This window comes from Scytonema sp. PCC 10023 (genome assembly GCF_963920835.1).
GTDB lineage: Bacteria > Cyanobacteriota > Cyanobacteriia > Cyanobacteriales > Nostocaceae > Kalymmatonema.
In genome coordinates this window covers 1-758 of sequence record NZ_CAWUDP010000338.1, presented here as the reverse complement: position 1 = coordinate 758, position 758 = coordinate 1, and the positions used below count along the sequence as shown (strand labels likewise).

Below are 758 nucleotides of genomic sequence, written 5' to 3'. Positions count from 1 at the left end.
TGGGATACTCAGGGCAAGCAAGTTGCTACATTCAGAGGTCATCAGGGTTCCGTAATCTCAGTAGCCATAAGTACAGATAACCAGAGAATTGTCAGTGGTGGTTATGATGGCACAGTGCGGTTGTGGGATACTCAAGGCAAGCAAGTTGCTACATTCAGAGGTCATCAGGGTACCGTAAATTCAGTAGCAATAAGCATAGATAACCAGAGAATTGTCAGTGGTGGTGATGATGGCACAGTGCGGTTGTGGGATACTCAGGGCAAGCAAGTCGCTACATTCAGAGGTCATCAGGGTTCCATAGAAGCAGTAGCAATCAGCACAAATAAACAGACAATTGTCAGTGGTGGTTCAGATCGCACAGTGCGGGTGTGGGATAGCAAGGGCAAGCAAGTTGCTACATTCACAGGTCATCAGGGTTACGTACCTTCAGTAGCAATAAGCACAAACAGCCAGAGAATTGTCAGTGGTGGTTATGATGGCACAGTGCGGTTGTGGGATACTCAGGGCAAGCAAGTTGCTACATTCAGAGGTCATCAGGGTACCGTAAATTCAGTAGCAATAAGCATAGATAACCAGAGAATTGTCAGTGGTGGTGATGATGGCACAGTGCGGTTGTGGGATACTCAAGGCAAGCAAGTTGCTACATTCAGAGGTCATCAGGGTACCGTAAATTCAGTAGCAATAAGCACAGATAATCAGAGAGTTGTCAGTGGTGGTTCAGATGGCACAGTGCGGTTGTGGGATACTCAGGGCAAGCA

1 protein-coding gene is annotated in these 758 nt (G+C 47.2%); it reads left to right on the top strand.

Features of this window, described 5'->3' with window-relative positions:
- Positions 1–758 (top strand): WD40 repeat domain-containing protein (locus ACM0OZ_RS49100; RefSeq protein ID WP_414590202.1); only part of this gene is annotated, 758 nt, incomplete at both ends.